At 33.7% G+C, this 26,984-nt stretch carries 23 protein-coding genes; 4 read left to right on the forward strand and 19 right to left on the reverse strand.

From position 1 onward, the window contains the following. Positions 1-57: 57 nt before the first annotated feature. The 19 genes from AC0INN_RS12580 to AC0INN_RS12670 all read right to left on the reverse strand — a co-directional run bounded on the left by AC0INN_RS12580 (position 58) and on the right by AC0INN_RS12670 (position 18,818). Complete coding sequence (locus AC0INN_RS12580; protein WP_273650472.1) at positions 58-996, reverse strand: glycosyltransferase family 2 protein; 939 nt, start codon at positions 994-996, stop codon at positions 58-60. Positions 997-1,043: 47 nt separating this feature from the next. After that, complete coding sequence (locus tag AC0INN_RS12585; protein ID WP_273650473.1) at positions 1,044-1,985, reverse strand: glycosyltransferase family 2 protein; 942 nt, start codon at positions 1,983-1,985, stop codon at positions 1,044-1,046. A gap of 5 nt (positions 1,986-1,990) precedes the next feature. Further along, positions 1,991-2,929, reverse strand: coding sequence for a glycosyltransferase family 2 protein (locus AC0INN_RS12590; protein ID WP_273650474.1), 939 nt, complete (start codon positions 2,927-2,929; stop codon positions 1,991-1,993). Further along, a complete protein-coding gene (gene asnB / locus AC0INN_RS12595; protein WP_306613433.1) occupies positions 2,926-4,722 on the reverse strand; it encodes an asparagine synthase (glutamine-hydrolyzing) in 1,797 nt (598 codons plus the stop codon). The genes AC0INN_RS12590 and asnB overlap by 4 nt, the downstream gene beginning before the upstream one ends. Before the next feature lie 57 nt (positions 4,723-4,779). Next, entirely contained in the window at positions 4,780-5,706 is a 927-nt protein-coding gene (locus AC0INN_RS12600; RefSeq protein ID WP_273650476.1) for a glycosyltransferase family 2 protein, read from the reverse strand. A gap of 12 nt (positions 5,707-5,718) precedes the next feature. Continuing rightward, positions 5,719-6,387 (reverse strand): NAD-dependent epimerase/dehydratase family protein, encoded by a 669-nt coding sequence (locus AC0INN_RS12605; RefSeq protein ID WP_273650477.1) that lies wholly within the window; start codon positions 6,385-6,387, stop codon positions 5,719-5,721. A 17-nt stretch (positions 6,388-6,404) separates the two neighbouring features. Further along, the gene (locus AC0INN_RS12610; RefSeq protein WP_172282331.1) at positions 6,405-7,337 is read right to left on the reverse strand and encodes a glycosyltransferase family 2 protein; all 933 of its coding nucleotides are present in this window, start codon (positions 7,335-7,337) and stop codon (positions 6,405-6,407) included. Between the two features lie 6 nt (positions 7,338-7,343). Then, positions 7,344-8,282, reverse strand: a complete 939-nt coding sequence (locus AC0INN_RS12615; protein WP_273650478.1) for a glycosyltransferase — start codon at positions 8,280-8,282, stop codon at positions 7,344-7,346. Continuing rightward, complete coding sequence (locus tag AC0INN_RS12620; protein WP_273650479.1) at positions 8,279-9,103, reverse strand: glycosyltransferase family 2 protein; 825 nt, start codon at positions 9,101-9,103, stop codon at positions 8,279-8,281. Before AC0INN_RS12620 ends, AC0INN_RS12615 begins: the two co-directional genes overlap by 4 nt. 5 nt (positions 9,104-9,108) lie before the next feature. Next, on the reverse strand, positions 9,109-10,008 hold the full coding sequence (locus AC0INN_RS12625; protein WP_273650480.1) for a glycosyltransferase family 2 protein: 900 nt from the start codon (positions 10,006-10,008) through the stop codon (positions 9,109-9,111). A gap of 5 nt (positions 10,009-10,013) precedes the next feature. Continuing rightward, complete coding sequence (locus AC0INN_RS12630; protein WP_273650481.1) at positions 10,014-10,988, reverse strand: hypothetical protein; 975 nt, start codon at positions 10,986-10,988, stop codon at positions 10,014-10,016. After that, positions 10,988-12,088 (reverse strand): DegT/DnrJ/EryC1/StrS family aminotransferase, encoded by a 1,101-nt coding sequence (locus AC0INN_RS12635; RefSeq protein WP_273650482.1) that lies wholly within the window; start codon positions 12,086-12,088, stop codon positions 10,988-10,990. The genes AC0INN_RS12630 and AC0INN_RS12635 overlap by 1 nt, the downstream gene beginning before the upstream one ends. Next, complete coding sequence (locus AC0INN_RS12640) at positions 12,081-12,542, reverse strand: acyltransferase (RefSeq protein ID WP_273650483.1); 462 nt, start codon at positions 12,540-12,542, stop codon at positions 12,081-12,083. Before AC0INN_RS12640 ends, AC0INN_RS12635 begins: the two co-directional genes overlap by 8 nt. After that, complete coding sequence (locus tag AC0INN_RS12645; protein ID WP_273650484.1) at positions 12,539-12,940, reverse strand: sugar 3,4-ketoisomerase; 402 nt, start codon at positions 12,938-12,940, stop codon at positions 12,539-12,541. Before AC0INN_RS12645 ends, AC0INN_RS12640 begins: the two co-directional genes overlap by 4 nt. 110 nt (positions 12,941-13,050) lie before the next feature. Next, entirely contained in the window at positions 13,051-14,313 is a 1,263-nt protein-coding gene (locus tag AC0INN_RS12650) for an ABC transporter ATP-binding protein (protein WP_273650485.1), read from the reverse strand. 18 nt (positions 14,314-14,331) lie between these two features. After that, on the reverse strand, positions 14,332-15,180 hold the full coding sequence (locus AC0INN_RS12655; protein WP_273650486.1) for an ABC transporter permease: 849 nt from the start codon (positions 15,178-15,180) through the stop codon (positions 14,332-14,334). Between the two features lie 171 nt (positions 15,181-15,351). Next, positions 15,352-16,215, reverse strand: coding sequence for a glucose-1-phosphate thymidylyltransferase RfbA (gene rfbA / locus AC0INN_RS12660; protein WP_273650487.1), 864 nt, complete (start codon positions 16,213-16,215; stop codon positions 15,352-15,354). A gap of 75 nt (positions 16,216-16,290) precedes the next feature. Continuing rightward, positions 16,291-17,370 (reverse strand): dTDP-glucose 4,6-dehydratase, encoded by a 1,080-nt coding sequence (rfbB, locus tag AC0INN_RS12665; protein WP_273650488.1) that lies wholly within the window; start codon positions 17,368-17,370, stop codon positions 16,291-16,293. A 131-nt stretch (positions 17,371-17,501) separates the two neighbouring features. Then, positions 17,502-18,818 (reverse strand): UDP-glucose dehydrogenase family protein, encoded by a 1,317-nt coding sequence (locus AC0INN_RS12670; protein ID WP_273650489.1) that lies wholly within the window; start codon positions 18,816-18,818, stop codon positions 17,502-17,504. A 214-nt stretch (positions 18,819-19,032) separates the two neighbouring features. On the opposite strand from AC0INN_RS12670, the gene rimP reads away from it, so the two are divergent. The 4 genes from rimP to AC0INN_RS12690 all read left to right on the forward strand — a co-directional run bounded on the left by rimP (position 19,033) and on the right by AC0INN_RS12690 (position 26,965). Continuing rightward, complete coding sequence (rimP, locus tag AC0INN_RS12675; protein ID WP_273650490.1) at positions 19,033-19,500, forward strand: ribosome assembly cofactor RimP; 468 nt, start codon at positions 19,033-19,035, stop codon at positions 19,498-19,500. Between the two features lie 16 nt (positions 19,501-19,516). Next, positions 19,517-20,752, forward strand: coding sequence for a transcription termination factor NusA (gene nusA / locus AC0INN_RS12680; protein ID WP_172282359.1), 1,236 nt, complete (start codon positions 19,517-19,519; stop codon positions 20,750-20,752). Between the two features lie 78 nt (positions 20,753-20,830). Beyond that, positions 20,831-23,791, forward strand: coding sequence for a translation initiation factor IF-2 (gene infB / locus AC0INN_RS12685; RefSeq protein WP_273650491.1), 2,961 nt, complete (start codon positions 20,831-20,833; stop codon positions 23,789-23,791). Between the two features lie 306 nt (positions 23,792-24,097). Further along, positions 24,098-26,965 carry a SusC/RagA family TonB-linked outer membrane protein gene (locus AC0INN_RS12690; protein ID WP_273650492.1) on the forward strand — a complete coding sequence of 956 codons (2,868 nt, stop codon included), beginning with the start codon at positions 24,098-24,100 and terminating at the stop codon, positions 26,963-26,965. The last annotated feature ends 19 nt before the right edge of the window (positions 26,966-26,984 follow it).

Here is a 26,984-nt window from a genome sequence, read left to right on the forward strand (position 1 = left end):
AACAATAGTATAGATTATTTTCTTATAGTAATGAAATTTTGATATATTAAAAAGATACTAAAGTAAATACTTTCTAAAGTTAATATTATACAATCCAGATTTAATGCTTCGGAAATCTGTAAACAAATATTTTGTGATCATCCCCCATTTTCTGGGAACAGAAGCTTCTGCAATCTGGTAACTTCGGAGAGTCCTTTCAATATGTTTCTTTATATCATTTGAAATCAAATTTTCATGCTGTGCCCAATTATTGACTTCTCTCCAGAGCATAATTCTGGTGGATGAAGGTTTTATTTTACCAACGTCTACCTGTGTAATTCTGTTATTTTCATGAACTCCTCTTACTGCAACTGCAGTATTCAATAGCCCAGAATAAAGGCGGAGATAGAACGATAGTCTGAAGATGAATTCAGTATCCTGATGAAGTCTTAATTGAGTTTTGAATAATTGTCCTACTTTTGATAAAGCACTTTTCCTTATTGTTAATCCATCCAGACTAAAAAGACCAAAACTTCCTTTCATATTAAGAAGGCCGGGAAATACATCTTGGGGATTATGTCTTTTATAAACAGTGGTCAGGCGGTCTTCAAAAACCTTATAGTATTGTTCCCTAGCTTTTTCTGAATAATAGTGTACACCAATTGCTCCATATACCCCCTCAACATCAGGATTTTGAAAAAGCTCTTTTTCTGCATCAAAACGATTGGGTAAGTAATAATCGTCTGCATCTAAAAAGGCGATAAAATCACCTGTGGCATTTTGGATTCCCAGGTTTCTAGATGCTCCGGCACCATGATTTTGTTTATCAGGGTGCTGATATAATTTTACTCTGTCATGCTCTTCCACCAGTCTTTGACAAACGACCAATGCATTATCCGGAGATTTATCTTCCACAAGAATTACTTCAAATACTTCTTCAAACTGAAGAGCTGATTGCACAGCTTGAGAGATGTAATTCTCTGCATTGTAAACAGGTATAATGACAGATATTTTCATTATGATCAATTAATTTAAACAGGCAAACGATATAATATTATACAAGATTACGAAATTAATGAATATCTGAAGTTAATATTATATAATCCAGACTTTATACTTTCATAATCTGTCACTAAATATTTGATTATCATACCCCATTTTTTTAGTTTAGGGGCATTAGCAATTTCAAAACTGCGCTGCATTCTCTTGATATGAATTTTAATATCATCAGATATGGTTGCTTCATCTTTTGCCCACTTATAAGTTTCATTCCAGAGGATAGTCCTTGAAATTGCAGGCTTGGTTTTATTGGAATCTACTTTAGTAATTCTGTTACTTTCGTGTACTCCTCTCATTGCTATTGCCTGTTCAATAATTCCAGGATATAGTTCAAGATAATAAGACAAACGAAATAAGAATTCCGTGTCTTCGTGAAGCTTCATCGGTTTAAATAATGGATTTAGTTTTCTTATCATCGAAGCTTTTCTGATGGTCAGCCCATCCAAACTGAAGAGTCCAAAACTTCCAAGTTTATGAATTAATCCGGGAAAAACATCTTTTGGGCTATGTTTTTTATATACGGTGGTAAGTGAGTCTTTGAAAAGCTTATAATACTGTTCTTTTGCTTTTTCCGAATAATAATGAACGCCGATTGCACCATAAACTCCTTCTACTTCAGGATTTATAAAAAGCTTTTTTTCCGCTTCAAAACGATTGGGGAGATAATAATCATCAGCATCTAAAAAGGCGATAAAGTCTCCAGTAGATTTTTCTATCCCAAGATTTCTACTGGGGCCGGCTCCATGGTTTTTTTTATCCGGATGTTGGTATAATTTAACTTTATCATGCTTTGAGATTAATTCCTTACAAACTTCTAAAGAAGAATCCGGTGATGCATCTTCTACTAAAATCACCTCGAATACTTCATCATGCACTATTGCTGACTCCACTGCCTGAGAAACATACTTTTCAGCGTTATATACAGGAATAATTACTGAGATTTTCATTTCATCTATTTTTGATAGTTAAATCGATATTGTGTTTTTAATATATTGGGGTTTTTAATTGCTTCAATAAAGATATTATAATATTTTATGAGTCCTGTTTTTTGAGATAAATCAAAGGACTTATACTTTAAATAAATTTTTTCTTTGGATTCAGAGGAAATATTTTGTTGCTCAGCCCAATCATATAATGATTTCCAGAAAAGAAGTTGCCTTTGATTGTATTGAGGAGAATATTTAATAATTTTAGTGATTCTGTTGTCATCATGTATGCCTCGAATGGCGACAGGTTTATCTATAATCCCGGACTTTAAGTAACAATGATAAGTCAGTTTAATTATAAAATCCGAATCCTGGTGAACCCTTAGAAGTTCATTGAACCTGAGGTTATGTGTATCGATAGGATGTCTTCTTATAGTGAGTGCATTTAAGTGAAAAAACGTACCGAAAGTTTTAGGTGTTAATCCAAGAAGTCCTTTAAAAACCTCCATGCCTTCTGCGGGATAATTTACTGTGGTAAGAAAGGTATCATTAAACTTAGACTGAAATTCCTGTCTCCCCTTTTCGGTTAGATATTCTATACCAATAGCACCAAAGATCCCCTCTATTTTAGGATCTTTAAATATTTCTTTTTCGGCATCGAAACGATTGGGTAAATAATAATCGTCTGCATCTAAAAATGAGATAAAGTCTCCTGTGGATTTTTGCATCCCGAGATTTCTCGAGGCAGCAGCGCCATGATTTTCTTTATCAGGATGTTGAAGAAGGATGATTTTGTTGTTTTCACTAGCTAATTTTTTACAGATTTGCAGTGAATTGTCAATTGATTTGTCTTCGACTAAAATAACTTCTTTTACTTCTTCAAATTGTAATGCTGACTGAACTGATTTTTCTAAAAACTCAGCTGCATTATATACAGGAATAATTACTGAGATTTCAAGCATCATAATATAGATTTATTGTTATAAGCCCATAAAGCAAGCTGTAATAAATTCCAATGTTTATGATCGTTATTCAGAAATTTTTGAGCATTATCAAAATCAATATAGTCAAAGATTTTCTGATTAGGATCTTTGAGCAGGTCGTTGGAAAGGTTAATGAGTGACTCTTCTTCAAACCATGCCTTAATGCTCATTCCAAATCCTTGCTTATGCCGTTTTCTTATAGTCTCAGTCCAATACGACCCCATAGCTTCACGGAGTATGATTTTATCGTCATCACCTTTTAATTTCAATTGTTCCGGAAGTTGGATGCAAAATTCAGCAAAATCCATATCGAGAAAAGGGGTTCTAACTTCCAGCGAATTAGCCATTGCCATCCTATCGGATTTCATCATCATATTGCCAGGTACATAATTTTCAAGATCTACCCTCATAATATCATTCAGAGAATCAGGGTCAGGAATAAAACTATAAGACTGATGATAATCTGTTGAGATTCCCAAAAGCTTTTGTTCATTTTTATTAAATGCATTTCTCACAGAATTCTGATGAAAATCCAAAACAGAAGAATATTGCAGATTCTTTTGGGTAACAAAAGAAGTCTTTCTAAAATTCTGATAAAGCTTTAATCCAAATTTTGCGATGATGTTTTTATAGCTAAAATGATTTCTTAGTTGATCTTCAACTTTATAAAAATGGTATCCCCCGAATAATTCATCACCAACATCTCCTGATAGAACAACGGTGAGATTCTTTCTTGCGTTCTTACAGATTTCATAATGTGGGAGATAAGAAATATCAGCAAAGGGCTCATCCAGAAAGGGCGAAACTTTTAAAAGTGACGCTGCTATATCCTGTTTTTTTTCATGAACTTCAATGTGATTGGTGTTGTACTTTTCAGCAATCTCTTTTGCGTATTTCAGCTCGCTATCTTTATGATCATAGCCAAAACTAATAGTAGTTTGTTTAGGTAAAAACTCATTAACTAATGCAACAATAGAGGAAGAGTCGAGTCCTCCACTTAGAAAGCTTCCCACTTCCACATCTGCTATGAGCTGTTTTTTAACCGCATTTTTTAAAAGGTATAAAAATTCTTCTTTAGCATCAGATAAGCTTATAACTCTGTCTTTCGCAGGTAAATTATAATAGCGTGAAACTTCAATTTTTCCATCCTTCCAGATGAGTTGATGGGCTGGAGGAAGTGCAAAGATATTAGCATATATACTTTGATATGTGTTTACATATCCATTCTGGAGATAGTGTCCTAATGCATCAGGATTTACCTTAGATTGTATAAGTCCGGAAGCAAGGATTGCTTTGATTTCTGAGGCAAAAATAAATTCATTGTTATGTCCAATAGCATAAAAGAAAGGTTTTTCTCCAAAACGATCACGGGCGCAAAACAACTGTTGCTTTTGTTCATCCCAAATAGCAAATGCAAACATCCCGGGAAGATCATGAATGAGGTTTTCCTGCTTCCTTTGATACATGGCTAAAATCACCTCCGTATCGGAACTTCCATGGTATGGATACTCGGCATACCTTTTTTTGATGTCAAGATAACCGTAAATTTCACCATTCAGAACGATGCATTCGTTTTTTGTGTTGGAGTACATGGGTTGTATTCCATTTTCAGATAAATCGATGATTGATAATCTGCGATGTCCCAAAGCAATATGATCATAAAATTCATAATGGGAAGAATCCGGGCCACGATGTGCAATTGCATCAGTCATTTTTTGGATTTCTTCTGTATAATTTCTGGCATTATTGCTGATAATTCCTGCTATTCCACACATTTGTTTTGTTTTTTCATCACCATTTTGTTAAAAAAAATTCCATCTCTTGGGACTAATTTACGAAAGATTGAGAAAAGAAGGACCTTCCTGTTTTACCTTATTTCGAATATCAATAAGTGTTTTTTCCTCTTGGGATATTTTTTTATATCGGTGAGATAATTTTTTATATTCGGTTCTGTTCCCTAGTAAAAGGTTTTTGAAAATACTCTGTTTCAGTGATTTTTTCTCCAGTTGTAGAGCGTTAGGTAAGTTTGGATTTATAATATTTGTTTCAATACGCAGATCTTTATACTTATTGTAATCAATCTTATTCAGTAACTGTACTCCATCATGCACTGCCTTACTAGAGGGCACGAGGATGATCTTTTTTTTATGAAAATGAACCCGATTTACATATTCATTATCTTCGCCATAGTGGAAAAAATAAGGATTAAATCCGCCAACTGTTTCTATCGTTTGCTTCGGTAGAAGCCAATGTGCTGCGTTAATAAAATTGATTTCGTAGAAAGGTTTTATTGTTTGAAAATAAAGATCAGAGATTAATCTCGTCTTATCACAGTTCTGAGCTATATATTTATCTAAAAAAATATCCAGGTATTTTTCTGATCCGTCTACCTGCATTGGGCTTATAATTCCAATGTCGTTTTGATCGGGGTGGGTATTGTAGACTTGCAGGAGGTTCTTTATACTATCCGGATATAACCATGCATCCTGATTCATTAAATAAAAGAAATCTGCACCATCCTTATATGCTTTCTCAATTCCGATGTTATTAGCTTTTCCAAATCCTAAGTTTTCTGGGGACTGAATAAATTGTATTTCAGGAAATTTTTCTTTTATATATTCCTGTGTGCCATCAGTAGATCCATTATCAATAACAATGCACTGTACAGGTACAGAAGATTCTCTTAGACTTGTAAAGCATCTTTCTGCCCATTTCATGGCATTGTAGGTAACAATAATAAAATAAATCTTAGGTATCACTATTTTTTATTTTTAAATATACTTTTGAGCTAAATTATTTAAATAGACATCAGGTTTTACTCCTGAGAAAAAAGCATCCGTATTTTGGTCAAAAGTTACTTTATAAAAATCTCCTTCTTCGACCTCATCATAGTAAGCTTCCTGTTGTATCTGATCCTGAATAGCATTGACAATCTCTCTTAAGTTATAATAATAAGGAAATGCAAAATTGATTGTTTCGTTTTTTACAGATCTGCATGTAGTATCAAGAAAGCCTGAAATATCATCAATATCTAATAACAATCTTCTGGCATTACGGTGAACTGTAAATCTACTGTTATCTTTAATTTTTGTTTTGAGAAAGTTGAAAAGAGTATTGGGATTACCTCCTTTTCCTACAATGTTTCCAATTCTTAAGATAAGATAATTATTAGATTTATTCTTAATGTAATTTTCCATTTCAAGCTTATGTAATACATAATTGCTTTTCTGCTTTGATTGATCATGTACACTTAGAGTGGAAAAATATACCAATTTCTTTTCTTTATTATTTACAAGGGCGTTGCTTAAAAGATCAAATTCTCTTTTAAATTCGGTTTCTTTAGTTTCAAGGGAATTTGAAACACCAGAAGCAAAATAAAGAACATCTTCAGTATCAATATTTTTTAATGAATTAGCAATAAGCCCGTTTCCTATAATCATATTTTGTGTTTATTAATCTATACAAAACTATTGTTTTGTTTTTTTATCTGATATTTTTGTTTAATTGTTCTTCTGCTCCATTTAATGGTATGGTATAATTTGGTCGGAGTAAAGGAAAATTTAGACAAAACATTATAAAAAAAATAACCAATGCTCGCCTTAAAAAAATCGATTTTGCTTATCATATTTGAATAAGACATAAGGGTATAATAAAAATAGCTCTTAAGTTTTAATTGGCTATAATCTGAGTTATATTTTTTTATAAAGGGAATAATAGCAAAATCTTTTTTCATGACTTCTGAAGTTACATTTTTTGAAATACTGGCTCCAAATTGTCTGTAGGTACTCATTTGTTCCGGAAATATTTTTACTTTACCATAGCAACCTGCCAATAAATATAAACATCTGTCTGCGGAAATAATATCCGTTGGAAAGTCATCCTTTAATATCGATTTTCTAAAAAAAAAGGTGGATGTCTGACATATTTTCAGATCGGTTAAATCATCTTTTAACAATTCATCTCCCGGATGATCAGTAAAGCTATGGCTTGGGGTTGGAGTATCTTCATAAACAACCTTGGAATCTGCTCCTACAGCTGAAAAATCGGGATGAGATTCCAAAAAATCAAATTGCTTTTGAATTTTTGAATGGTCAATCCACAGATCATCTCCATCTAGAATAGCAATATATTTTCCTGAAGCTTTTGAAAAAGAAAATAGAGTATTTTTAACATAACCTAAATTGGGTATGTTTTTAAAATATTTGATTCTGTTACCTTTGGGGTGTGTGGTAATAAGTTGATTAATAATATCTTCTGTGTTGTCGGGAGAATTGTCATTGCATACAATAATTTCATAGGAACCGGAAAATTCCTGGGAAAAAATACTTTCCAGACATTCTTTGATATACTTTTCATGTTTATATGTAGTGATGCAAATACTGATATCCATAATGAGTTAGATTGTAAACAGGTCTGACAATTTCAAGTCTAAATATTTATGACGAATACATTTCGCTATATATATCTTCTTGTCAAGAAAGTTCATTGTTTTCAAATAAGAATTCCTATTTTTAATAAAGGCAGAATATATTTCTGTTTTTTGAGGATCCTCTTTAGGATTTATTTCCTGAAGCCTTTCAATAGATTTTAAATATGGCCATACATAATTTTTAAAATACTGTTGGTGTCTCGAAAGACTGGAGGGTGCCTCAGATTTCTCAGAATTATATCTGAGCCCATATACCTGACCAGGATGAAGTCTGTAGGAAGAAAGGGCTTTTGGAATGAATCCCAATTTATTTTTAATACTCAGTATTTGTACAATAAAATAATCATGAGCCATTGGAAAATCTTTGATATTGTATTTTTCAAGTGCATTTTTTCTTATGGCAAGTGCACAACCCAGAATAAAACTACCTTTACTTACTAATGAAACAAAAAGCTTATGCTCCCGAATGTCATTAATAATATTTTCGTGTGTTATATTTTTCCAATTAAGATATGATGGCTGAACACTATTTTCATCGATTAGTTTTAAATCATGAAATACTCCATCGGAATCAGGGTTTTTCTGGAAGAAAAGAATCGTCTCCTCTATCTTGTTCTTTTCCCATACATCGTCTTGATCACTAATAATTATGATTTCATTATTGCATAAATAGATCGCTTTTTCAAAATTTCTTATAAATCCTAAATTGGTTTCGTTTGTAAATACTTTGATAATCTCAGGATACTTTTTCTCATAAGTGCTTAAAATTTCAATTGTTCGGTCAGTAGAACCGTCATCGCAGATGATCAGCTCATCAGGAATCAAAGTCTGATGTAAAATGCTATCTAGCTGAGTGGACAAATATTTTTCACCATTGTATGTACACAGTGCTACTGATACCTTCATAATTTGAAAAATTTAAAAACTTTACTTACTAAAACATACCTTTTACTGTTTAAAATAGCTTTTAGGTGTTTGTTTTCGGAGGTTAACTTTTCATTAGCTTCAAATAAATTTTCAAAACTTCCTAGCTCCTTCGTGAAAAACTCTATATGTTTTCTATAGATTATATTGTGAGTATACAATTTCTTTGAATTACCATTTGCCGACATTTCTTTTATCATAGATATTTCTTTAATTCTATAATAAAACCCTACTTCTTTAATTTTGAAAACATCACCTTTTTCCTTCAAAAGAGAAATCCAGAAATCCCAGTCCTCCCATCCGTAAATAAGGTTAGTATCATAGCCTCCTGCCATCATCCAGTCCTCTCTTTTAAAGAAAGCAGAACAAAAAATCATGTTTTTTACGGCAAGCATCTTTCTGCTATAGGCCGGTAGTTCCCAACTTCCATTTTCTGAACCAAATTTTTCTGCTTCACAATAGATAATTGTATATCCTTTATTAAATTCTTTTGCAGCTAAATCAAGGTACCGGCTGCTTATTTTATCATCGGCATCCAATGGTAATATCCATGTTCCTTTTGAGATTTCTATACCCGCATTCCTGGCTGAAGATAATCCTCCGTTTTCTTTATAAATATACTGAAAACGAGGGTCTTTCTCAATCCATTTTTTTGCTATCTCTTCTGTGTTATCCGGAGAACCGTCATTTACAATAATACATTCCCAGTTCTCATAATTTTGATCAAGAACTGTTTCTAAGCATTCATCAAGAAATTGAGCCTGATTGTAGCATGGAACGATTATGGAAATTTCTGGATTCATTTTTTTTAAATGATTTTATTTAAAAGTTTAAATAATGGAACCGGTAGCTTATAATGCATGGCAGTATATAATCGTTTTACTTTAAAAGGATAATTTTTGTAGGCTTTGAGATATTGCAAAGGTAATTTTTCACCCGATATATAATGTTTCTGTGTTATTCCGTTTATTTTATCTTTTATATCACCATTTTTATCAAACATCATCTGAAGAATCAAGGTTTCCATCTCTATTCTTTCTTTTTTAGCAGAAGAAAGATTATTATCATGAATTCTGTAATAAGCTAGTTTTTGAGGAATGTAAGCTATGTAATAAAGAGCGTTTATCTTTAGCCATCTAAAATAATCCTCCACTAAAAAATCTGATTTATATTCTCCTGTATCTACAAGGGCTTTTTTTCGCATGAGAACTGTTAGGGCAGCAATTCTGTTGCTCTTAATTAATTGTTTCCTAAAAAGGTCTTTATCAATATTTCCCAGCGAGTTATAATCTGCGATATCCGGAATGCTGTTTGAATTTTCATCTACTCCATATGTGTCTGTGAATACCATTCCGAACCCATCACCTAGTCTTTCCAGTTCTGCTACACATTTTTCTATCGCTTCAGGATGGAGAAAATCATCGGCTGCAATTATTTTTATGTATTCTCCTTCTACAAGATTCATACAATTGTTCAGCATAGTTGAAAGGCCAGTATTTTTTTTCTGAAAATTGGTTTTGGCTGAATAGTTATTTTTTTTAAGCCAATTTTCATATACAGAAACTGAATCATCCGGTGAAAAATCGTCTGCAAGAATCAATTCTATGTATGGATAGGTCTGTGATTTAATACTATCCAGACATTCGTTAATATACTTTTCATGATTATAGCTACTAACTATAATACTTACTAACCCTTTTTTTTCCAAAATAATTATTCTAATTGTTCCTTTGCCCCTTCAATACCTAACAAACTCTGTACCTTTTCTCCGTGAGCATCTAAGGAATAAATAAGTTCTCTTTGATCTTTCTTTACCAGATAGATTTCAGATGGGACTATATTCGCATTGTCGATTTTCTTTGGAATCACTAGCTCTAACGTGTAGCCAGCAATAAATTTTTCGTTGAGGAAATCCGGTTTTATGTGAATTGTCGGATTAAGTGAGTCTACCGACACCCTGTTCAATTTAGTTGCTACTAACTTGGATGTTAATGGACTTAAACCAATGCGGAAAAGTTTACGTTGTTTAATATACTGAAATCCATTTTCTTCAAGGGTTACCGGATTATGATAAACCATTTTTTCGAGATGCTTAAGAAGTCCTTTGGAATTATAGATTGTTCCATCAACAGAAAAAGGATAAGACCAGTGATGAATAGCCGTATCGGTATAATAATCCCATTGATAATAGTTGTTCTTTTTCTCAAGATATGATGGTTGTCCTTCCAAATTTTCACCAACGTACAATCTGTAAGAAGCATTTTCAGGATTGGCTCTTATGATGTCAAACACTTCTTTCGGAATTGTAATATCATCATAAAAAACTCCATCATCTGTGTTGAACATTAGGAATTCACAATTGCTGTTGCGAATGATTTTTTGAAGTAATCCTTTGAAATTATCTCCGTTTTTATTAAATAAATTTTTTTTCTTGAAGAATTCCCAATCTTTTTTTGAATTAAGTGATTTGAAATAAGATAAATCGAAAATAACACTCTTTCTTTCAATAAAATTTACACGCTGTTCTGCATATTTTTTCTTAAGAAGCTCATATCCTTCCTTATGAGGTCCACTCGTATGATATAAAACAACGATTTTTGAATCTGTTTTAAAATGTTTTAAAGTAGATTGTAATAAGTAATCTAACTGAATCGCACGATTGTAAGAAAATATTATATTGAGAACCATTAGAATGCATTTAAGGTTTGTATAACTTTTAAAATTTCCCCATCTGTCATTACTGGGGAAATTGGTAAACTTAAAACCTCATTATGAATCTTTTCGGTAACAGGCAGACTAAGTTCCTTCCATTCTGAGTATGCTTCCTGATGATGAGGTGGAATGGGATAATGTATGAGGGTTTGGATTCCATTTTCTTCAAGATACTTTTGCAGCTTATCCCTATCTTCTGTTCTGATTACAAAAAGGTGATATACATGGCTGTTTTCTTCTAATTTATGTTGAGGGAGAATAATCTTTGGATTTATAATTTCCTTAAGGTATCTATCTGCAATTTTTTTTCGTTCGTAATTTTCTGCGTCTAAATATTTTAATTTTACAGATAACACAGCAGCCTGAATTTCGTCTAAACGCGAATTGTAACCACGATATTGGTTAACGTATTTTTTTTGAGAACCGTAATTTGCCAAAGTTCTCACACAAGTCGCCAATTCATTGTCTTTACAAGTGACAGCGCCGGCATCTCCTATAGCTCCAAGGTTTTTCCCTGGATAAAAGCTGAATCCTGCAGCATCTCCTAAACTTCCTGATTTTTTGTTTTTCCACAATGCTCCAATTGTTTGAGCATTATCTTCAATTATTTTTAGATTATATTTTTCTGAAATTTGTTGTATTTTCTCTGAAAATACAATACTCCCATATAAATGAACAAGTAGAATTGCTCTGGTCCGTGAAGTAATTTTTTCTTCTATTTTAGAAGTGTCAATGTTGTAAGTATTAAGATCTGGTTCTACTAAAACCGGAACTAATTTATTATCTGTGATGGCAAGGATAGAAGCAATATAGGTATTGGCGGGAACAAGAATCTCATCTCCTTCAGTCATAATACCAAGCTCAATATAAGCTCTGAAAATTAACCTTAATGCATCTAACCCATTTGCCACGCCAATGGCATGAGGAACATCGCAATATTGAGCAAGCTCTGTTTCAAATGTTTTTATTCTATCACCCAATAAATACCATCCGGAACGGAAAGTACTTAAGATGGCATCTTCAATTTCTTGTTGATGGGTAAGATTTATTTTCTGTAAATCAAGAAATTTAATCATGAGTATTTTTCTTTAAAAATTTTGCTGGATTTCCAACCCAGATTTCATTGGCAGGAATGTTTTTGGTAACAACACTCCCTGCTCCGATAAGCGAATTTTCTCCAATTGTCACACCTGCCAGTATGGTTGCGTTTGCACCAATAGATGCTCCTTTTTTTATCAATGTATGTTCCAGTTTAAAGTGCTTATTTTTGGATTTTGGAAACAGGTCATTCGTGAAAGTTGCATTAGGGCCAATAAAAACATCATCTTCTATTGTAATTCCATCCCAGATCTGAACACCGGGCTTTATTGTTACATTATTCCCTATAATTACCTTATTTTCTATAAATACCTGACAATTGATATTACAGTTACTTCCAATTTCTGCGTCTTTAAGAATGACGCAGAATTGCCATATGTAGGTTCCTTCACCTATGTTTTGAGATTGTACATCAGCCAGAGAGTGAATCATTTTTTATAATTTTTAAATTCCTCAAAATCTCTGAAATAATCTTTCTCATCATAAAGTTCAGATGCTAAACACAGGAGTACAGCATTGTGGCTAAACTTGATGTCTCTCCAAATTAGTTTAGGAATATAGAGGCCTTTCGAAGGTGAATCTAAAATGAAAGTTTCTCTATTTCCCTGAAGATCAAGCGTGTTAAATTCTATAATACCAGAGGTTGCAAATATCACTTGTTGAAGTTCTTTATGTGCATGACCTCCTCTTATAACATCCTGAGGAGTATAATAAGTCCAGTAAACTCTCTTTATTTCAAAAGGAGTGTCTTTTTGTGTTTCTGCAACAGTAATATATCCCAAATCCTGGGAGCCAATTTTAGAAAAATTTATGATATGTGGGATATCCATCGAATGAATATAATTAGTTAGTAATAAATTATTTCAAGTAAATGTATAAATTTTATATAACAAAGGATGTAATGGACTTTAATAATATGTTATCCAGATATCCATTATTTTTACATTTTCTCATAATTTACATTATGTGTGATTTTTGGAAATAAAACTCCTGGAGATTTAATTATTTCCCCGAATTGATTTTGCATTCCATTTACTTCAAAACCAAAAATTTGTGTTCTGAATGCTATGTCTGATCTATTAACACCCCAGAAAAAATCAAAATAATAGGAATCCTCATTAAGGGTATATGGAGGTATTTCAAATGTAACAGTATAATCTCCTTTTTGAGATTCTCTGTTAGTACTTAACATCAGTCCAGTACTCATTACTGTAAGATCGTGGCTATTTTTAAGAAGAAAGGAAAGATCAATATCGACATTCGCCATCTTTGACATAAAAGAAACAGTTACAAGGATACCCGACTTTATATTAATCATATCTCCATTAATTGGTTCGGTTTTGAAGGATTTAATTAAAATCTTTTCATTTTCAAGTTTTATAGGATCATCCAAATAATTGTAGAAAAATTTGGCTTCATTATTTTTTTGATATTCTATAATACATTTATTAATATCCCCTTGATTAATTAATAAGCCTTTATCTAATAATAATGCAGTGTTACAAAGCTCTTTAATAGCAGTAATATTATGACTTACAAAAAGTACAGTTCTTCCTTCTCCTTTGGTGACATCACCCATTTTCCCCAGGCATTTTTTTTGAAATTCTGCATCTCCAACAGCCAAAACTTCATCTACAATAAGAATTTCCGATTCTAAATGGGCAGCCACAGCAAATGCCAGACGTACATACATACCTGATGAATATCTTTTTACCGGAGTATCTATATACCTTTCTACGCCAGAAAAATCAACGATCTCATCAAACTTTCTTGTGATTTCCTTTCGGGTCATACCCAAAATTGCCCCATTTAAAAATACATTTTCCCTGCCTGTCATTTCCGGATGGAAGCCAGTTCCAACCTCAAGCAAAGAAGCTATTCTTCCTTGGGTGTAGATTTTTCCCGTTGTGGGTTTGGTAACTTTACTTAAAAGTTTTAATAGTGTTGATTTTCCTGCACCATTTCTGCCAATAATTCCTAAAGCATCCCCTTGCTTTGTTTCGAAATTAATATCTCTAAGTGACCAAACATATTCGGAATCTCCTTTTGAAGTTCTATCATTAGCTTCTCCAATTTTCAAATAAGGATCTTCTTTACCTCTTAACCTGTACCAGAATCTATTAAGGTCATGAGAAAGTGTGCCTGTTCCAACTTGTCCTAAACGATATTGTTTTGATATATTTTCTGCTTTTAAAGCGAGCATATTTTTTTAGTTTAATAATTATACAGTATCCATAAATGTTTTTTCAACCTTATTGAAAACAACAACTCCTATCCCCAAAAGAATAAGGATGATTATAGTACTTATTCCAAGCATCAATGGTGAAAAATCTCCAACACCTAACCATCCATACTTAAAACATTCAAAAATACCGGTTAATGGGTTGTAATAGGCTAACTTTTTAAAATATCCGGGTAGCGATGATACAGGATAGATAACCGGAGTTGCATACATGTATAAGCTTACACCAAAGCCCAATAGCATGTTAAGGTCTTTGTATTTTGTTGTAAGAGAAGAAAAGATCATACCAACACCTAATGCGAAAAGGGCCATAAGAACGACCAAAAGCGGAGTAGCCAAGATCCATATGTTAAAATGAATATCTCCTTTAGCGAGATAGTATCCCCAAACAATGATGAACAAAAAGAATTGAACACCAAGACGCATTAAATTTGAAATTACAATTGAAATAGGGGTGACAAGTCTCGGGAAATATACCTTTCCGAAGATAGCCGCATTTCCTGCAAATGTATTTGAAGTACCAAGTAGTGCACCTGAAAAATAGTTCCAAAGAGTAACCCCAGCTAGATAAAATAGCAATGGTGGTGCACCGTCTGTAGGTAAGTTAGCAAGTTTCCCAAAAACAATCAGATACGTAATTGTGGTGAAAATCGGATTAATAAAAAACCATATAGGTCCCAGAATCGTTTGTTTGAAACTGGATATAAAATCCCTTTTCACAAACATATAAATAAGATCTTTATATCTCCATACTTCTTTGAGCCTTAAGTCAAATAAAGTATGGTTGGCCTCAATGGTTTCTGTCCACTTTTGTTGTGGTTCATTCATTTGTGTTAAGTTTATGCAAATTTATAATAATTAATTTTCTCATAGTTCTATATATTATGAATTGTTATTCATGTAAAAACTAAAAATAATAACTAATATATTGATATTTATTATTATAAACAAAAGCTGTAATCATTGAAGATAACAGCTTTATAAATTCCTGATTTAAGATTATTTGTTTACGAGTTGCGTAAGGTATTTGCCATATCCGCTTTTTCCGTACTTTAAAGCTGTCTGTAATAACTTTTCCTCGTTAATAAATTTATTTCTAAATGCAATTTCTTCAATACATCCGATTTTAAATCCTTGTCTCTTTTCAATAACACTTACAAACTCTGAAGCATCATGAAGAGAATCAAAAGTTCCGGTGTCAAGCCACGCTGTCCCTCTGTCCAAAACCCCAACTTCCAGCTTGCCTTTTTTAAGATAAACATTATTTACATCTGTAATTTCAAGCTCACCTCGTGCAGAAGGTTGTATGTTTTTTGCAATTTCAACAACTTCATTGTCATAAAAATATAAACCGGGAACTGCATAATTGGATTTTGGATGTGTAGGTTTTTCTTCTATAGAAACAGCTTTAAAATCATCGTCAAACTCTACAACTCCATATCTTTCGGGGTCGGAAACGTGATAGGCAAAGACAACTCCGCCATCAGGATTTGTTTTGTTTTTTAAAAGGGTTCCCATTTCAGATCCATAAAAAATATTATCTCCCAATACTAGTGCTGCCGGATCATTCCCAATGAAAGAATCTCCAAGAATAAAAGCCTGAGCAAGACCATCCGGGCTTGGCTGCACCACATATTGAATATTGCAACCTATCTGAGATCCATCTCCTAGTAGTTTAACGAAACCTTCCTGGTCATGAGGGGTTGTTATAATTAGTATATCCCTTATTCCCGCTAATAATAATGTAGATAAAGGATAGTATATCATTGGTTTGTCATAAACAGGCATTAACTGTTTACTTACTGCAATGGTAAGAGGGTAAAGTCTAGTACCGGAACCACCGGCTAAAATTATTCCTTTCATGTATTTGTTTTTTTATTTTTTCAATTATGTTCTATTGGAACATTGCATTTGGTGAAATGATTATTTTTTGATGGTTTAGTTGTATTGTTTTTCGTAGTATTTTTGATAATCTCCCGAGGTTACGTTTTCTAACCACTCTTTGTTTTCAAGATACCAGTCAATTGTTTTTGATAATCCCTGCTCAAATGTCACTGATGGTTTCCATCCCAGGTTTTTATTCAGCTTTGATGCATCAATAGCATAACGCTTATCATGGCCTGGTCTGTCTTTTACAAAAGTGATTAATTTTTCAGAGTAACCAGATGGTTTTCCAAGTTTTGCATCCATTTGCTTGATTAATTCTTTTACCAGATCAATATTTTGCCATTCATTAAATCCTCCGATATTATAAGTTTCACCTGTCTTGGCTTCATTAAATATCTGATGAATTGCTTTTGCATGATCAATAACAAATAACCAGTCGCGGGTATATTTACCATCGCCATAAATAGGTAACGGTCTTTCATTAATAATATTGGAAATGCAAAGAGGAATCAACTTTTCCGGGAAGTGATTGGGACCATAATTGTTTGAACAGTTGGATACGATAAAAGGCATTCCGTAGGTATTTCCATAAGCTCTTACTAAATGATCAGAAGCTGCTTTAGAAGCGGAATAAGGAGATTGTGGATCGTAAGATGTTGTTTCCAGGAAGAAACCAGTTTCTCCTAAACTGCCGTATACTTCATCCGTGGAAACATGATAGAATAAATTCTTTCTGATTTCATCTGGAAATCTTCCATGGGTATGTTCGGGATTAAGCGTCCAGAATTCTTTACACAAGTTAAGAAGATTGGCAGTACCATTTACATTCGTATTAATAAAAGCCATGGGGTCAGTAATACTTCTGTCTACATGACTTTCTGCAGCTAAATGTATAACAGCATCAGGGTTATATTTTTCAAAAATTATTCTTAATTCTTCCGGTTTTGTTATGTCTGCTTTTTCAAAAACGTAATTGGGTTCGTTTTCGATATCTTTTAAATTTTCTAAATTTCCAGCATAAGTAAGGGCGTCCAGATTGATTATCGTGGTGTTAGGGTTATTCTTGACAAATTCTCTAACAACGTGGGAGCCAATAAAACCTGCTCCTCCCGTAATAATTATATTTTTCATTTTAATATTTTGAAACAGTTAAGATTAAAGTTACTAAGGTATTAATATAAATTCTATACCTGCTATTATAAATATAGGGTATTGAATTTTTTATACAGAAAATAAACGGTACTTTGTTTTTGTTATTGAGCTTATGGATTCGGGATAGTTTGTCTTCCAATACTTTTATAATAGAATCCATGTTGTTTGGGAACCTCCAAAGGATACATATTTCTTCCGTCAAATATAACTTTATTGTTCATTTTTTCGACCATCAGATCAAAATTAGGATTTTTGAATTCCGGCCATTCCGTAGCAATAAATAATGCGTCAGCTCCTTCTAAAGCATCGTACATCGTTTTTGCATATTGGATCTGGTCTCCAATAATCTGACGAACATTGTTTTCCGCGACTAGATCATACGCGGTTATTTTAGCTCCTTTTTTCAACAAAAGATTAATGTTGTCCAAAGAGGAAGCTTCACGTATGTCATCGGTATTTGCCTTAAAAGCTAGTCCCCAAATTGCAATCTTTTTTCCATTAAGATCTCCTCCGAAATATTTTTCAATATCAGAAACCAGAATAACTTTTTGAGTTGTATTTACATTTTCTGTAGCTTCTAAAATCTGGAAATTAAAATCTTCCTGCTTCCCAGATTTAATTAATGCCTTCACATCTTTAGGGAAACAACTTCCCCCATACCCAATTCCGGGAAACAAAAAGCGGTGACCAATTCTGTCATCACTTCCCATTCCCAGTCTTACTTTGTCAACATCAGCGCCTACTTTTTCACAATAATTGGCAATCTCATTCATGAATGTAATTTTCACCGCTAAAAATGAGTTTGATGCATATTTGGTAAGTTCAGACGATTTTTCATCCATGAATATAATAGGAATTCCTGTATTGGTAAAAGGCTGATATATCTTGGACATGATATTTTTAGCTCTCTCTGAACTTGATCCGACAACAACTCTTGCAGGGTTCATAGAGTCCTCTACAGCAAAGCCTTCCCTTAAAAATTCCGGATTGGAAACAACATCAAAAGGAATGTTTGTTTTTGAAGAAATAACTTCTCTTACTTTTTCTGCCGTTCCCACGGGAACTGTACTTTTGTTAACAATGACCTTATATTCAGTCATCAGTTCGCCAATACTATTGGCAACACTCAACACATAAGAAAGATCAGCAGATCCGTCTTCCCCGGGAGGAGTAGGTAAAGCAAGGTATACGACTTCGCTTTTATCTAATGCTTCTTTTAAATTGGTGGTGAAAAATAACCTTTGAGACTGAATGTTTCTATGGAACATCTCTTCAAGGTTCGGCTCATATATGGGAACAATGCCGTTTTTCATGCCTTCAACTTTTTTTTCATCAATGTCAACACAGTATACTGAATTGCCAAGTTCTGCAAGGGTAGTTCCGGTAACTAATCCTACATAACCTGTTCCTACAATTGTTATATTCAAAATGTTTGTTTTTAAAATTCATCACAAAAATAATAAAAATACTGTCAACCCCTCTTTAAATTTAATGTTAATACATTGTCGGGTTATTTATCTGATAATAAGATGATTTTGCTTTTTTAGAAAAAAAATCTTATATTTGCATTGGATTTACGGAAAAAAATGGGAAGGCTTCGGAAGAAAGCCTTTTTTCGTACTGTAAATCAAGCATAAAATTATGGAGTTTAGAAAGAAAATTGAAGAATTATTAAATGAATTCCTTGAAACCAGAAAAGATTTATTTCTTATTGATCTGAAGTTTTCTGCAGGGGATGATATTACAGTGATTTTAGATGGTGATAATGGAGTTTCTTTGCAGGATTGTCTTGATGCAAGCCGGGCAATAGAGTTCAATATGGATCGTGAAGAACATGATTTTAGTCTTCAGGTTATGTCTGCGGGACTAAGCGAACCATTATCTACTCCCAGACAGTTTAACAAAAATATAGGAAGAGAAATTGAAATTGTTCTTGAGGATTCTTCTAAAATAGAAGGTGAATTGTCAAAAGTGGATGAAGAAAAAATCACACTTATTTTACGATACCGAAAACCAAAAGATATTGGAAAGGGTAAAGTAGATGTGGAGGAGGAAAAGGAAATTCCTTACTCTGAGATAAAAAAAGCATTAGTAGTAATTAAATTTTAAAAAGAAAAAAGAATAAATGGATAATATAGCGTTGATTGAATCCTTTGGTGATTTTAAAGACGAAAAAGGGATCAGTAAAATTGATCTTATGGCAATTATTGAAGATTCACTGAAAACTCTTTTGAGAAAAAGGTTTGATTCAGATGATCATTTTGATGTGATTGTAAACCCTGATAAGGGGGATTTTCAGATATTTTTAAATAAAACAATCGTAGAGGATGAGATGTCGGAAGACGATGATTTGGAAATTGAAATTTCTGAAGCTAAAAAAATCGATCCGACTTTTGAAGTAGGGGAAGACTTTACAATGGAGATTCCTGTTGCACAGCTGGGAAGAAGAAATATATTAACTTTGAAGCAGATTCTCGCTACAAAACTTCAGGAGCATAATAATGCAATGTTGTATGAGCAGTTCAGAGACAGAATTGGAGAGATTGTTGTTGGAGAAATTCATCATATTCGTCACAAACATGTAATTTTGTTAGATGATGAGGGTAATGAATTTATTTTACCAAAAGAAAACCAGATTCCTTCTGACTTCTTTAAAAAAGGAGAGAACATCAGAGCTATCGTAGAGTCAGTTGATTTTAAAGGTTCAAAGCCACAAATTATTATTTCCAGAACTGCACCTAAGTTCCTTGAGAAATTATTGGAGCTGGAGATTCCTGAGATTCAGGATGGAACGATTATGCTTAAAAAAGTGGTAAGAATTCCTGGTGAAAAGGCTAAAATTGCCGTAGATGCTTATGATGATAGAATTGATCCGGTTGGTGCTTGTGTGGGTGTAAAGGGATCCAGGATTCATGGGGTTGTAAGAGAGTTGAAAAATGAAAATATAGATGTTATTCAGTGGTCTAAAAATCCTGAAATTTTAGTTAAGAGAGCGTTAGGTAACGTTACAATTAACAAAATAGACATCAATGAGAACAGTAGCTATGCGTTAGTTTATACACCTGTAGAAGAAATTTCTAAAGTAATTGGAAAGCAAGGTCAAAATATCAGACTGGCTTCTTGGTTGACAGGGTATGAAATAGATGTTTATAGAGAGTCTAGCGAGGATGACGATGTTGATTTGAGAGAATTTAATGACGATATCGAGCAGTGGATTTTGGATGAATTTAAGAAAGTAGGTCTTACTACTGCGAAATCAGTATTGGATAAGGATACTGAAAGTCTTTTAAATATGGTTGACCTTGAAGAAGAAACCATCGAAGATGTAAAGCGCATTCTGAGAGAAGAATTTGAAGATTAAGATTTTAAATAAATTTTAATAAAAAGTAAAAAAGAAATACTTTAATTTTAGAAATTAAAAAAACAGTAAATAATATAAATGCCAAAAATAAGATTAAATAAAGCGGTTAAGGAATTCAACATTTCGATGTCCAGATTAGTAGAGTTTTTACAGTCAAAGGATTTCGAGGTTGAAAACAATCCTAACGCTCAATTAGAAGAAGCGGCATATTCTGCATTGGAGGCTGAGTTTGCCAAGGATGGCGAACAACGTAAAGCTTCCCATGAGGTGGTGATCATTAAAGTTCCGGAAGAAAAACTGGAAATAGAAGAAAAGAAAACCCCTGAAGTAATAAGAGCTAAAGCTAATAAACCAGAAACTAAAATTTTAGGTAAAATAGATTTGGATTCTAAGAAACCTGAGGCTGAAGAGATTTCTGAGGCTCCGGTTGTTCCTGTAACTCCTCCGGTTGAGAAGAAGGAAGAGATAGTGTCAGAACCGGAACCTGAAACTAAAGCAGCTACAGAGAAACAGGAATTTAAAGTTCTGGATAAAATTGACTTGTCACAAATAGAGTCAAGAAACAGACCAGTTAAAAAAGATAAACCAAAAGTGGAGGAGAAAAAAGCTGAAGAAAAACCAATTGAAGTTGTGAAAGAAACTCCAAAACCAGTTGTTGAAACTGAGGCCAAACCAATTGATGCTGTGAAGGAAGAATCTGTAAAAGATGACGAGCAATCTCAGGAGCCTCAGAAAATTGAAACCGTTTATCAAAAATTAGACGGACCTAAGATTGTTGGTGAAAAAATTGATTTAACGCAATTTGCTCCTAAGCCTAACTCAGGTGCGAAGAAGAAAAGAAAAAGGATTGAAAAACCTGGAGGACCTAATCAACAGAATACAGGGAACAATCAACAGGCTGGAGGAAACAATCAGCAAGGGGGGCAAGGAAACCGTCCGCAAGGGGGTAATCAAGGCAACCGCCCACAAGGTCAGGGTGGCCAAGGTAATCGCCCGCAAGGTCAAGGTGGTCCTGGTGGAAACCGTCCGTACAATAATAACAATCAAGGAAACCGTCCACAAGGTCAGGGTGGTGGATTCAAGAAAGGGGGTCAGAATAATAGACCGGGGCAAAGAACAATGCCTGTGGAGCTAACTGATGAGCAAGTAAAGAATCAGATTAAAGAAACCCTTGAGAAGTTAACTAATAAAGGAGGTAAATCTAAATCTGCTAAGCATAGAAAAGATAAGAGAACTTATCGTAGAGAGCAGGATGAACGTCAGCAAGAGATTGATGCACAGGATAGAACATTAAAAGTTACTGAATTTATTACAGTAGGGGAACTTGCCAGTTTGATGAACGTTTCTCCAACAGAAGTTATTTCCGCATGTTTCTCTCTAGGTGTTATGGTAACTATGAACCAGAGACTTGAAGCTGATACCTTATTATTGGTAGCTGATGAATTTGGTTATAAAATTGAGTTTTCGGATGCTGATCTTGAAGAAGCAGAATCTGAAGAAGATATGGATGCAGAGGAGGATCTTTCTCCAAGAGCACCAATTGTAACCGTAATGGGACACGTTGACCACGGTAAAACATCCTTACTTGATTACATCAGAAAAACCAATGTTATCGCTGGTGAATCAGGAGGTATTACACAGCACATTGGAGCATATAATGTGAAGTTAGAAAACGGGCAGAGGATTACCTTCCTGGATACTCCTGGTCACGAAGCCTTTACGGCTATGAGAGCAAGGGGTGCTCAGATTACCGATATTGCTATTATTGTAATTGCAGCCGATGATGATGTAATGCCTCAGACTAAAGAGGCGATCTCTCACGCGCAGGCAGCAGGTGTACCAATGATTATCGCTTTGAATAAAGTTGATAAGCCGGGTGCAAATCCTGATAATATCCGTCAGCAATTATCTGGTATGAATATTTTGGTTGAAGAATGGGGTGGTAATGTTCAGGCGCAGGAAATTTCTGCGAAGTTTGGTAATAATATTGATCTTTTATTGGAGAAAGTGTTGCTTCAGGCAGAAATGCTTGAACTGAAAGCTAATCCGAATAGAAATGCTCAGGGAGTTGTAATTGAAGCTTCTTTAGATAAAGGAAGAGGATACGTAGCTACGATGCTGGTGCAAACCGGAACTTTAAGAGTTGGTGATTATGTACTTGCAGGGAAAAACCATGGTAAAGTGAAAGCAATGCTTGATGAACGTGGTAGAAACCTTAAAGAGGCAGGGCCATCAATCCCGGTTACTATTTTAGGTCTGGATGGTGCTCCAACAGCAGGGGATAAATTTAAAGTCTATGCTGATGAGAGTGAGGCAAAAACTATTGCCAATAAGAGAGAGCAGCTTCAAAGAGAGCTTTCTATCAGAACTAAGAAACATACAACGCTTGAAGAACTTGGAAGAAGAATTGCTCTAGGTGAGTTCAAGGAGTTGAATATAATCCTGAAAGGTGACGTGGATGGTTCTGTTGAAGCGTTATCAGATCAATTGCAAAGGTTGTCAACGGAAGAGATCAGTGTTAATATCTTACATAAGGGAGTTGGTCAGATTACAGAATCTGATGTTAACTTAGCTACAGCTTCGGATGCTATTATCATTGGATTTAATGTTAGGGCTGGTGGTAATGCTAAAGAATTAGCAGATAAGGAAGAAATTGAGATCAGAACTTATTCTGTAATTTATGCAGCTATTGATGAGGTAAAAGAGGCAATGGAAGGTATGCTTTCTCCTGAAATTAAAGAACAGGTAATTGGTAATGTGGAAATCAGAGAAGTATTTAAAATTTCGAAGGTGGGAACAATTGCCGGATGTATGGTTCTTTCAGGGAAGGTTACAAGAAGTGCTAAGGTAAGAGTTCTAAGAGACGGTATCGTTAAATTTGACGGGGAACTGGAGAGTTTAAAGCGTTTTAAAGATGATGTGAAAGAAGTAACCAAAGGTTACGAATGTGGATTGAATTTAAAAGGTTATAACGATATTGAAATCGGCGATATTCTTGAAGTATATGAAGAAGTTGCAGTGAAGAAGAAATTGAAATAATTTATTAATTATCTAAATATTTGAAAACCACTTTTTTATAAAAGTGGTTTTTTTTGTTTAAAAACATAATTTATATTGATTCTAAATTGTTTTTTTAACATTTTATTATATTATTATTATTTAAGTTAAATAGTTATAATAATGTTTTTTTTATTTAATATTTATATGTTTTTATTATAAATAATTATTCAATTTAATGTGATTTTTGAATTAAAGTTAAATTTGTTTTATATTATTAATTTAATGTATTTGTAAATATTAGTATTAATTAACATATTTGTCTTGTATATATTAAAATATGTTAATATGAATGTTAAATTACGGGTGGTGAGTGCTGGCGCGTTGTTTTTTATATGTGGCCTATATAATGCACAAACTGTTAAAAAAAATGATACAATCAAATCAAAAGATATTGAGGAGGTTGTAGTTTTAGGGTACAATAGAACTTTAACTAAGCCTAAGGATGTCAGTGCGAATACTACTGTAAATGCGGAGGTTTTAGAGAACAGACCAAATGTTAGTTTTCTAAACTCATTACAAGGTTCTGCTCCTGGTGTTACTATTGCGTCTAATTCGGGTTCTCCTGGTTCTGCAAAAATTGATCTGGTTATTAGAGGGATTTCATCACTTTCGGCAGATACAGAGCCATTAGTGATTATTGATGGGGTTCCTACTGGGGCTAATCAGTTTAGGAATTTAAATTCGGAGGATATAGAATCTATCTCAATTTTGAGAGATGCGGCAGCGACTTCAATTTATGGAAATAGGGGAGCAAATGGAGTATTGTTGATTAGAACTAAAGGAGGTAAGTTTAACTCAAAATTGAGATTAAGCTATAGTACTATGACTGGGGTTAGTGTTATGCCTAAAAACAAATACAATATGGCAAATGCTCAGCAGTTACTTAGGATTCAAAAAAATAATAATCAAACAAGTCTTACAGGGGGAAAGCTTACTGATGAAGAAATTGCAAACTATCCAATTAATACAAATTGGGAAAAAACTTTCTTTAAGGCAGATGTAACCCAGCAACATAATGTTTCTGCAACTTTTGGTGGTGAAAATACATCGGTATATTCATCATTAGGATATTTGGAGCAAGGAGGTTTGGTTCCGAATACTAATTTTAAGAGATTTACATTTAGAAATAATATCACAGGTAGATCAGCTGATAAGAGGTTTAATTATACTGCTATAGTTGGTTTGGGGTATTCTGCTAGAAAACAGCTGAATCAAGAAAGTAATTCGGGTATAAATGGAAATTATGTTCAAAATCCATTAATAGGATCTTTTCTGGCTTTGCCTTATATTGCTTCTGGGCAATATGCTAATGGTCGCGATTTATTTAATGCAATTGGGACTAATTCCGGAGCGGAGGGTAATTTTGCTTACATTCTTGAGGATGTACTTAGGGGTGATCAGTCCGTATTTGGGCGTTTCAATGAAACTTCTATTTTCACTAATGTAACTACATCCTACAAACTTACAGATGACTTTACGCTTAATAATAGAACGGGGGTAGATGTTAAAATAGGGAATTCAATGGCAGGAAGAAATCCTAATGGGTATCTTTCGTTGGTGGTTGCTGCAACAAATGGGACAGAGTACGGAGGTAGTGAGACTATTGGTAACTCCAGAGAGCTGAACTTTACTACAGTTTCTAGCGTTAATTATAATAAAGTATTAGGAGATCATACTATTGGAGTAGGAGCATATTTAGAGTATAATAAGGTTCATTTCTATTCAAGTAGTCAAACTCAAAATGGTTTAGATCCAAGATCATTTGCGATTGGGTCAGGTGTCGGGTATATTGCTTTCGATCCTGTGAGAAATATTTATCTACCATCGGTTTCGGCATTTAAGGCTACTGCTGGTTCCCTTTCTTATTTTGCAACGGCAGATTACGATTATAAAGATAAATATGGTTTTAGTGGAACATTAAGACGGGATGGTAGTTATAGATTTGCTCCTGGTAATAAATGGGGAACGTTTTGGTCTGTCGGAGGACGTTGGAATATTGATAAAGAAAACTTTATGCAGGGATCAATATTCGATATGTTGAAGTTGAGAGCTTCTTATGGTACCCAAGGGAATGCTAACGTAATTGCGGCTGGAGATGATACGAATCCTATGCTTTTAGGAACTGGTATTACAAGGGATTTGAATGTGGTTGGAAATGGGTATTCCAACACTTCAGGTTATTTTGTTAGTAATATAGCAAATCCTACACTTCGATGGGAAGAGGTTAAACAAACAAACTTCGGGTTGGATTTTAAATTGTTTAAGAATAGGCTGGAAGGTAATTTTGATGTCTACAGAAAAGATACCGATATGCTTTATTATAATATTCCTTCATCAGCAATTACCAGTCAATATACTTATAGAGGTAATTATGGAGCTTTAAAAAATGAAGGTTTTGAAGCGGTGCTGAGATATAATATTTTTAACAAATCAGATTATAAGTTAACAATATTTGCTAACGGTTCATATAATAAAAATACTATTAAAAAACTGTCAATTCCAGTAAGTACAGGATCTTTACTTTTAGTAGAAGGAGGTAGCATCAATGAATGGAATCTAGTGCCTTATTTAGGGGTGAATCCTAATAATGGAAATGAGTTATATTTGGATTCAAACGGAAATGTATCAGAACAAGCATTAGATAAAGACAGAAGAAAAACGGGGAAAAACTATTTTCCAAAGTACACGGGAGGTTTTGGCTTTAATAGTGAATATAAAGGGTTTTTCTTAGATGCATTATTCTCATTCCAAGCTAAGTTCTGGAGATCAGACAATCAGTTGGCATGGGCATTAAATCCATCATATATGCGTGCTGGAAATAATGTTTCTGCTGATTTGCTTAATGCGTGGACCCCTACTAACACTAATACAGATATTCCTTCGTTAAATGCGCCCATGTCTAGCATTACTGATAGACTTCTGTATGATGCATCCTTCCTGAGGATGAAGAATGTAACTCTAGGGTACAATGTGCCTAAAAAATTCTTTAATGAAAAATCTATACTGAAGGCTGCTAGAATCTTTATTCAAGGTGAAAATATTTTTACCTGGACAAAATGGAGAGGGTATGACCCTGAGGGATTGGGTACATTTCCTTTAAGTGTTTATCCAAACCCAAGAACGTTCTCAATTGGAGCTAATTTAGATTTTTAGTAATTATTAATTATTCAAT

Source organism: Chryseobacterium subflavum (assembly GCF_055762745.1).

Bases quoted from the DNA above. Each gene is read 5' to 3' on its own strand.
- AC0INN_RS12580 (WP_273650472.1), bottom strand. From the start codon at position 996: ATGAAAATATCTGTCATTATACCTGTTTACAATGCAGAGAATTACATC.
- AC0INN_RS12585 (WP_273650473.1), bottom strand. From the start codon at position 1,985: ATGAAAATCTCAGTAATTATTCCTGTATATAACGCTGAAAAGTATGTT.
- AC0INN_RS12590 (WP_273650474.1), bottom strand. From the start codon at position 2,929: ATGATGCTTGAAATCTCAGTAATTATTCCTGTATATAATGCAGCTGAG.
- asnB (WP_306613433.1), bottom strand. From the start codon at position 4,722: ATGTGTGGAATAGCAGGAATTATCAGCAATAATGCCAGAAATTATACA.
- AC0INN_RS12605 (WP_273650477.1), bottom strand. From the start codon at position 6,387: ATGATTATAGGAAACGGGCTTATTGCTAATTCATTAAAAAATATTGAT.
- AC0INN_RS12610 (WP_172282331.1), bottom strand. From the start codon at position 7,337: ATGGATATCAGTATTTGCATCACTACATATAAACATGAAAAGTATATC.
- AC0INN_RS12615 (WP_273650478.1), bottom strand. From the start codon at position 8,282: ATGAAGGTATCAGTAGCACTGTGTACATACAATGGTGAAAAATATTTG.
- AC0INN_RS12620 (WP_273650479.1), bottom strand. From the start codon at position 9,103: ATGAATCCAGAAATTTCCATAATCGTTCCATGCTACAATCAGGCTCAA.
- AC0INN_RS12630 (WP_273650481.1), bottom strand. From the start codon at position 10,988: ATGGTTCTCAATATAATATTTTCTTACAATCGTGCGATTCAGTTAGAT.
- AC0INN_RS12635 (WP_273650482.1), bottom strand. From the start codon at position 12,088: ATGATTAAATTTCTTGATTTACAGAAAATAAATCTTACCCATCAACAA.
- AC0INN_RS12640 (WP_273650483.1), bottom strand. From the start codon at position 12,542: ATGATTCACTCTCTGGCTGATGTACAATCTCAAAACATAGGTGAAGGA.
- AC0INN_RS12645 (WP_273650484.1), bottom strand. From the start codon at position 12,940: ATGGATATCCCACATATCATAAATTTTTCTAAAATTGGCTCCCAGGAT.
- AC0INN_RS12650 (WP_273650485.1), bottom strand. From the start codon at position 14,313: ATGCTCGCTTTAAAAGCAGAAAATATATCAAAACAATATCGTTTAGGA.
- AC0INN_RS12655 (WP_273650486.1), bottom strand. From the start codon at position 15,180: ATGAATGAACCACAACAAAAGTGGACAGAAACCATTGAGGCCAACCAT.
- rfbA (WP_273650487.1), bottom strand. From the start codon at position 16,215: ATGAAAGGAATAATTTTAGCCGGTGGTTCCGGTACTAGACTTTACCCT.
- rfbB (WP_273650488.1), bottom strand. From the start codon at position 17,370: ATGAAAAATATAATTATTACGGGAGGAGCAGGTTTTATTGGCTCCCAC.
- rimP (WP_273650490.1), top strand. From the start codon at position 19,033: ATGGAGTTTAGAAAGAAAATTGAAGAATTATTAAATGAATTCCTTGAA.
- nusA (WP_172282359.1), top strand. From the start codon at position 19,517: ATGGATAATATAGCGTTGATTGAATCCTTTGGTGATTTTAAAGACGAA.
- infB (WP_273650491.1), top strand. From the start codon at position 20,831: ATGCCAAAAATAAGATTAAATAAAGCGGTTAAGGAATTCAACATTTCG.
- AC0INN_RS12690 (WP_273650492.1), top strand. From the start codon at position 24,098: ATGAATGTTAAATTACGGGTGGTGAGTGCTGGCGCGTTGTTTTTTATA.